The sequence below is a fragment of the Nitrospirillum amazonense genome, assembly GCF_007828035.1.
Lineage (GTDB): Bacteria > Pseudomonadota > Alphaproteobacteria > Azospirillales > Azospirillaceae > Nitrospirillum > Nitrospirillum amazonense.
In genome coordinates this window covers 1-6,702 of sequence record NZ_VITV01000024.1, presented here as the reverse complement: position 1 = coordinate 6,702, position 6,702 = coordinate 1, and the positions used below count along the sequence as shown (strand labels likewise).

1 protein-coding gene is annotated in these 6,702 nt (G+C 69.9%); it reads right to left on the bottom strand.

Annotated features, from left to right (window positions below; translation table 11 throughout):
- On the bottom strand, positions 1-6,702 hold a 6,702-nt coding region (locus FBZ87_RS29420; RefSeq protein WP_186455049.1), incomplete at both ends, for an MBG-2 domain-containing protein.

Here is a 6,702-nt window from a genome sequence, read left to right as displayed (position 1 = left end):
GCCCACCGAGGCGGCGGTGCCGCCGCCGCTGCTGGCCAAGGTCACGGCCGCAATGCTGTCGCCGTTCACCAGCCCGCTGCTGCTGTACCCCGTCAGGCTGGCGCTGGTCCCGTAGCTCTTGCTCGCCCCGCTGGCCGTGATCGTCAGCGCCGCCGGGTTCACCGTCAGCGTGCCATCGGCGTAGCTCACCGAGTAATTGCTGAGCCCCGTCCCCGTGGCGCCGCTGGCGGTGATGGTGTAGCTGCCCACCGACGCCGCTGTGCCGCTGCCACCGGACGCGAGCGTCACCGCGCTGATGCTGTCGCCGTTCACCAGCCCGCTGCTGCTGTACCCTGTCAGGCTGGCGCTGGTACCGTAGGTCTTGGACGCCCCGCTGGCCGTGATCGTCAGTGCCGCCGGGTTCACCGTCAGCGTGCCGGCGGCGTAGCTCACCGAGTAGTTGCTGAGCCCCGTCCCCGTGGCGCCGCTGGCCGTGATGGTGTAGCTGCCCACCGAGGCGGCGGTGCCGCTGCCCGTGCTGGCCAGGGTCACCGCGCTGATGCTGTCGCCATTCACCAGCCCGCTGCTGCTGTACCCCGTCAGGCTGGCGCTGGCCCCGTAGGTCTTGCTCGCCCCGCTGGCCGTGATCGTCAGTGCGGCAGGGTTCACCGTCAGCGTACCGTCGGCGTAGCTCACCGAGTAATTGCTGAGCCCCGTCCCCGTGGCGCCGCTGGCCACAACGCTGTAGCTGCCCACCGACGCCGCCGTGCCAGAACCGCTGGACGCAAGCGTCACGGCGCTGATGCTGTCGCCGTTGACCAGGCCGCTGCTGCTGTACCCCGTCAGGCTGGCGCTGATGCCATAGGTCTTGCTCGCCCCGCTGGCCGTGATCGTCAGTGCGGCAGGGTTCACCGTCAGCGTACCGTCGGCGTAGCTCACCGAGTAATTGCTGAGCCCCGTCCCCGTGGCGCCGCTGGCCACAACGCTGTAGCTGCCCACCGACGCCGCCGTGCCAGAACCGCTGGACGCAAGCGTCACGGCGCTGATGCTGTCGCCGTTGACCAGGCCGCTGCTGCTGTACCCCGTCAGGCTGGCGCTGATGCCATAGGTCTTGGTCGCACCGCTGGCCGTGATCGTCAGCGCCGCCGGGTTCACCGTCAGCGTGCCATCAGCGTAGCTAACCGAGTAGTTGCTCAGCCCCGTGCCCGTGGCGCCGCTGGCGGTAATGGTGTAGCTGCCCACCGACGCCGCCGTACCGCTGCCGCCGGACGCCAGCGTCACCGCGCTGATGCTGTCACCGTTCACCAGCCCGCTGCTGCTGTAGCCCGTCAGGCTGGCGCTGGTGCCGTAGGTCTTGGACGCCCCGCTGGCCGTGATCGTCAGCGCCGCCGGGGTCACCGTCAGCGTGCCGTCGGCGTAGCTCACCGAGTAGTTGCTGAGCCCCGTGCCCGTGGCGCCGCTGGCCACAACGCTGTAGCTGCCCACCGACGCCGCCGTGCCAGAACCGCTGGACGCAAGCGTCACGGCGCTGATGCTGTCGCCGTTGACCAGGCCGCTGCTGCTGTACCCCGTCAGGCTGGCGCTGGTACCGTAGGTCTTGCTCGCACCGCTGGCCGTGATCGTCAGCGCCGCCGGGGTCACCGTCAGCGTGCCATCAGCGTAGCTCACCGAGTAATTGCTGAGCCCCGTGCCCGTGGCGCCGCTGGCCGCGATGGTGTAGCTGCCCACCGACGCGGCGGTGCCAGAACCGCTGGATGCCAGGGTCACCGCGCTGATGCTGTCGCCGTTGACCAGGCCGCTGCTGCTGTAGCCCGTCAGGCTGGCGCTGGCCCCGTAGGTCTTGCTCGCACCGCTGGCCGTGATCGTCAGTGCGGCAGGGTTCACCGTCAGCGTACCGTCGGCGTAGCTAACCGAGTAGTTGCTCAGCCCCGTGCCCGTGGCGCCGCTGGCCGTGATGCTGTAGCTGCCCACCGAGGCCGCGGTGCCGGACCCGCTGGACGCCAGGGTGACAGCGCTGACGCTGTCACCGTTCACCAGCCCGCTGCTGCTGTACCCCGTCAGGCTGGCACTGGTGCCGTAGGTCTTGCTCGCCCCGCTGGCCGTGATCGTCAGCGCCGCTGGGTTCACCGTCAGCGTGCCATCGGCGTAGCTCACCGAGTAATTGCTGAGCCCCGTCCCCGTGGCGCCGCTGGCCGTGATGGTGTAGCTGCCCACCGACGCCGCTGTGCCGCTGCCACCGGACGCGAGCGTCACTGCGCTGATGCTGTCGCCATTCACCAGGCCGCTGCTGCTGTACCCCGTCAGGCTGGCGCTCGTGCCGTAGGTCTTGCTCGCACCGCTGGCCGTGATCGTCAGGCTGGCGGGGTTCACCGTCAGCGTGCCGGCGGCGTAGCTCACCGAGTAATTGCTGAGCCCCGTCCCCGTGGCGCCGCTGGCCACAACGCTGTAGCTGCCCACCGACGCCGCCGTGCCAGAACCGCTGGATGCCAGGGTCACGGCGCTGATGCTGTCGCCGTTCACCAGGCCGCTGCTGCTGTACCCCGTCAGGCTGGCGCTGGTGCCATAGGTCTTGCTCGCACCGCTGGCCGTGATGGTCAACGCCGCCGGGTTCACCGTCAGCGTGCCATCGGCGTAGCTCACCGAGTAGTTGCTGAGCCCCGTGCCGGTCGCACCGCTGGCCGTGATGGTGTAGCTGCCCACCGAGGCGGCGGTGCCGCCGCCGCTGCTGGCCAAGGTCACGGCCGCAATGCTGTCGCCGTTCACCAGCCCGCTGCTGCTGTACCCCGTCAAGCTGGCGCTGGTCCCGTAGGTCTTGCTCGCACCGCTGGCCGTGATCGTCAACGCCGCCGGGTTCACCGTCAGCGTGCCATCGGCGTAGCTCACCGAGTAATTGCTGAGCCCCGTCCCCGTGGCGCCGCTGGCGGTGATGGTGTAGCTGCCCACCGACGCCGCTGTGCCGCTGCCGGTACTGGCCATGGTCACCGCGCTGATGCTGTCGCCATTCACCAGGCCGCTGCTGCTGTAGCCCGTCAGGCTGGCGCTGGCCCCGTAGGTCTTGGTCGCACCGCTGGCCGTGATCGTCAGCGCCGCCGGGTTCACCGTCAGCGTGCCATCAGCGTAGCTCACCGAGTAGTTGCTGAGCCCCGTGCCCGTGGCGCCGCTGGCGGTAATGGTGTAGCTGCCCACCGACGCCGCCGTGCCGCTGCCGCCGGACGCGAGCGTCACCGCGCTGATGCTGTCACCGTTCACCAGCCCGCTGCTGCTGTAGCCCGTCAGGCTGGCGCTGGTGCCGTAGGTCTTGGTCGCCCCACTGGCCGTGATCGTCAGCGCCGCCGGGTTCACCGTCAGCGTGCCATCAGCGTAGCTCACCGAGTAGTTGCTCAGCCCCGTGCCCGTGGCGCCGCTGGCCACAACGCTGTAGCTGCCCACCGACGCGGCCGTGCCGGACCCGCTGGACGCGAGCGTCACGGCGCTGATGCTGTCGCCATTCACCAGCCCGCTGCTGCTGTACCCCGTCAGGCTGGCGCTGGTGCCATAGGTCTTGCTCGCCCCGCTGGCCGTGATGGTCAGCGCCGCCGGGTTCACCGTCAGCGTGCCGGCGGCGTAGCTCACCGAGTAATTGCTGAGCCCCGTCCCCGTCGCGCCGCTGGCCACAACGCTGTAGCTGCCCACCGACGCCGCCGTGCCGGACCCGCTGGACGCCAAGGTCACGGCACTGACGCTGTCGCCATTCACCAGGCCGCTGCTGCTGTAGCCCGTCAGGCTGGCGCTGGTGCCGTAGGTCTTGCTCGCACCGCTGGCCGTGATCGTCAGCGCCGCAGGGTTCACCGTCAGCGTGCCATCGGCATAGCTCACCGAGTAATTGCTGAGACCCGTCCCCGTGGCGCCGCTGGCCACAACGCTGTAGCTGCCCACCGACGCCGCCGTGCCGGAACCGCTGGACGCCAGGGTCACGGCGCTGATGGTATCGCCATTCACCAGGCCGCTGCTGCTGTACCCCGTCAGGCTGGCGCTCGTGCCGTAGGTCTTGCTCGCCCCGCTGGCCGTGATCGTCAGCGCGGCAGGGTTCACCGTCAGCGTGCCGGCGGCGTAGCTCACCGAGTAGTTGCTGAGCCCCGTCCCCGTCGCACCGCTGGCCGTGATGCTGTAGCTGCCCACCGACGCCGCCGTGCCGCTGCCGCTGCTGGCCAGGGTCACCGCGCTGATGCTGTCGCCGTTCACCAGGCCGCTGCTGCTGTACCCCGTCAGGCTGGCGCTTGCCCCGTAGGTCTTGCTCGCCCCGCTGGCCGTGATGGTCAGCGCCGCCGGGTTCACCGTCAGCGTGCCGTCGGCGTAGCTCACCGAGTAGTTGTTGAGCCCCGTCCCCGTGGCGCCGCTGGCCACAACGCTGTAGCTGCCCACCGACGCCGCCGTGCCAGAACCGCTGGACGCCAGGGTCACGGCGCTGATGCTGTCGCCGTTGACCAGGCCGCTGCTGCTGTACCCTGTCAGGCTGGCGCTGGTGCCGTAGGTCTTGCTCGCACCGCTGGCCGTGATGGTCAGCGCGGCAGGGTTCACCGTCAGCGTCCCGGCGGCGTAGCTCACCGAGTAGTTGCTGAGGCCCGTCCCCGTGGCACCGCTGGCCGTGATGGTGTAGCTGCCCACCGAGGCGGCGGTGCCGCTGCCGGTGCTGGCCAGGGTCACGGCGCTGACGCTGTCGCCGTTCACCAGGCCCGAACTGCTGTAGCCCGTCAGGCTGGCGCTGGTCCCGTAGGTCTTCGTCGCGCCGCTGGCCGTGATCGTCAGTGCCGCCGGGTTCACCGTCAGCGTGCCGTCGGCGTAGCTCACCGAGTAGTTGCTGAGCCCCGTGCCGGTGGCGCCGCTGGCCGTGATGGTGTAGCTGCCCACCGAGGCGGCGGTGCCGCTGCCCGTGCTGGCCAGGGTCACCGCGCTGACGCTGTCGCCGTTCACCAGGCCCGAACTGCTGTAGCCCGTCAGGCTGGCGCTGGTCCCGTAGGTCTTCGTCGCCCCGCTGGCCGTGACCGTCAGCGCCGCCGGGTTCACCGTCAGCGTGCCATCGGCGTAGCTCACCGAGTAATTGCTGAGCCCCGTCCCCGTCGCACCACTGGCCACAACGCTGTAGCTGCCCACCGACGCCGCCGTGCCGCTGCCGGTGCTGGCCAGGGTCACGGCGCTGATGCTGTCGCCATTCACCAGGCCGCTGCTGCTGTAGCCCGTCAGGCTGGCGCTGGTGCCATAGGTCTTGCTCGCCCCGCTGGCCGTGATCGTCAGCACCGCCGGGTTCACCGTCAGCGTGCCGTCGGCGTAGCTCACCGAGTAATTGCTGAGACCCGTCCCCATAGCGCCGCTGGCGGTGATGGTGTAGCTGCCCACCGACGCCGCTGTGCCAGAACCACTGGATGCGAGCGTCACCGCGCTGATGCTGTCGCCATTCACCAGGCCGCTGCTGCTGTACCCCGTCAGGCTGGCGCTGGTCCCGTAGGTCTTGCTCGCACCGCTGGCCGTGATGGTCAGCGCGGCAGGGTTCACCGTCAGCGTGCCGTCGGCGTAGCTCACCGAGTAATTGCTGAGGCCCGTTCCCGTGGCGCCGCTGGCGGTGATGGTGTAGCTGCCCACCGACGCCGCTGTGCCGCTGCCGCTGCTGGCCAGGGTCACCGCGCTGATGCTGTCGCCGTTCACCAGGCCGCTGCTGCTGTACCCCGTCAGGCTGGCGCTGGCCCCGTAGGTCTTGCTCGCCCCGCTGGCCGTGATCGTCAGGGCCGCCGGGTTCACCGTCAGCGTGCCGTCGGCGTAGCTCACCGAGTAGTTGCTGAGCCCCGTGCCCGTGGCGCCGCTGGCCGCGATGGTGTAGCTGCCCACCGACGCGGCCGTACCGCTGCCGCTGCTGGCCAGGGTGACAGCGCTGATGCTGTCGCCATTCACCAGGCCGCTGCTGCTGTAGCCCGTCAGGCTGGCGCTGGTCCCGTAGGTCTTGCTCGCACCGCTGGCCGTGATCGTCAGGCTGGCGGGGTTCACCGTCAGCGTGCCGTCGGCGTAGCTCACCGAGTAATTGCTGAGCCCCGTCCCCGTCGCACCGCTGGCCACAACGCTGTAGCTGCCCACCGACGCCGCCGTGCCCGAACCGCTGGACGCCAGGATGACAGCGCTGATGGTATCGCCATTCACCAGGCCGCTGCTGCTGTACCCCGTCAGGCTAGTACTGGTCCCGTAGGTCTTGGTGGCCCCGCTGGCCGTGATCGTCAGGCTGGCGGGGTTCACCGTCAGCGTGCCGTCGGCGTAGCTCACCGAGTAATTGCTGAGGCCCGTTCCCGTGGCACCGCTGGCCGTGATGGTATAGCTGCCCACCGACGCCGCTGTGCCGCTGCCACCGGACGCGAGCGTCACCGCGCTGATGCTGTCGCCGTTCACCAGCCCGCTGCTGCTGTACCCCGTCAGGCTGGCGCTGGTGCCGTAGGTCTTGGACGCACCGCTGGCCGTGATCGTCAGCGCCGCCGGGGTCACCGTCAGCGTGCCGTCCGCGTAGCTCACCGAGTAGTTGCTGAGACCCGTCCCCGTGGCGCCCGAGGCGGTGATGCTGTAGCTGCCCACCGACGCCGCCGTGCCGGAAGCACTGGATGCCAGGGTGACAGCGCTGATGCTGTCGCCATTCACCAGGCCGCTGCTGCTGTAGCCCGTCAGGCTGGCGCTGGTGCCATAGGTCTTGCTCGCCCCGCTGGCCGTGAT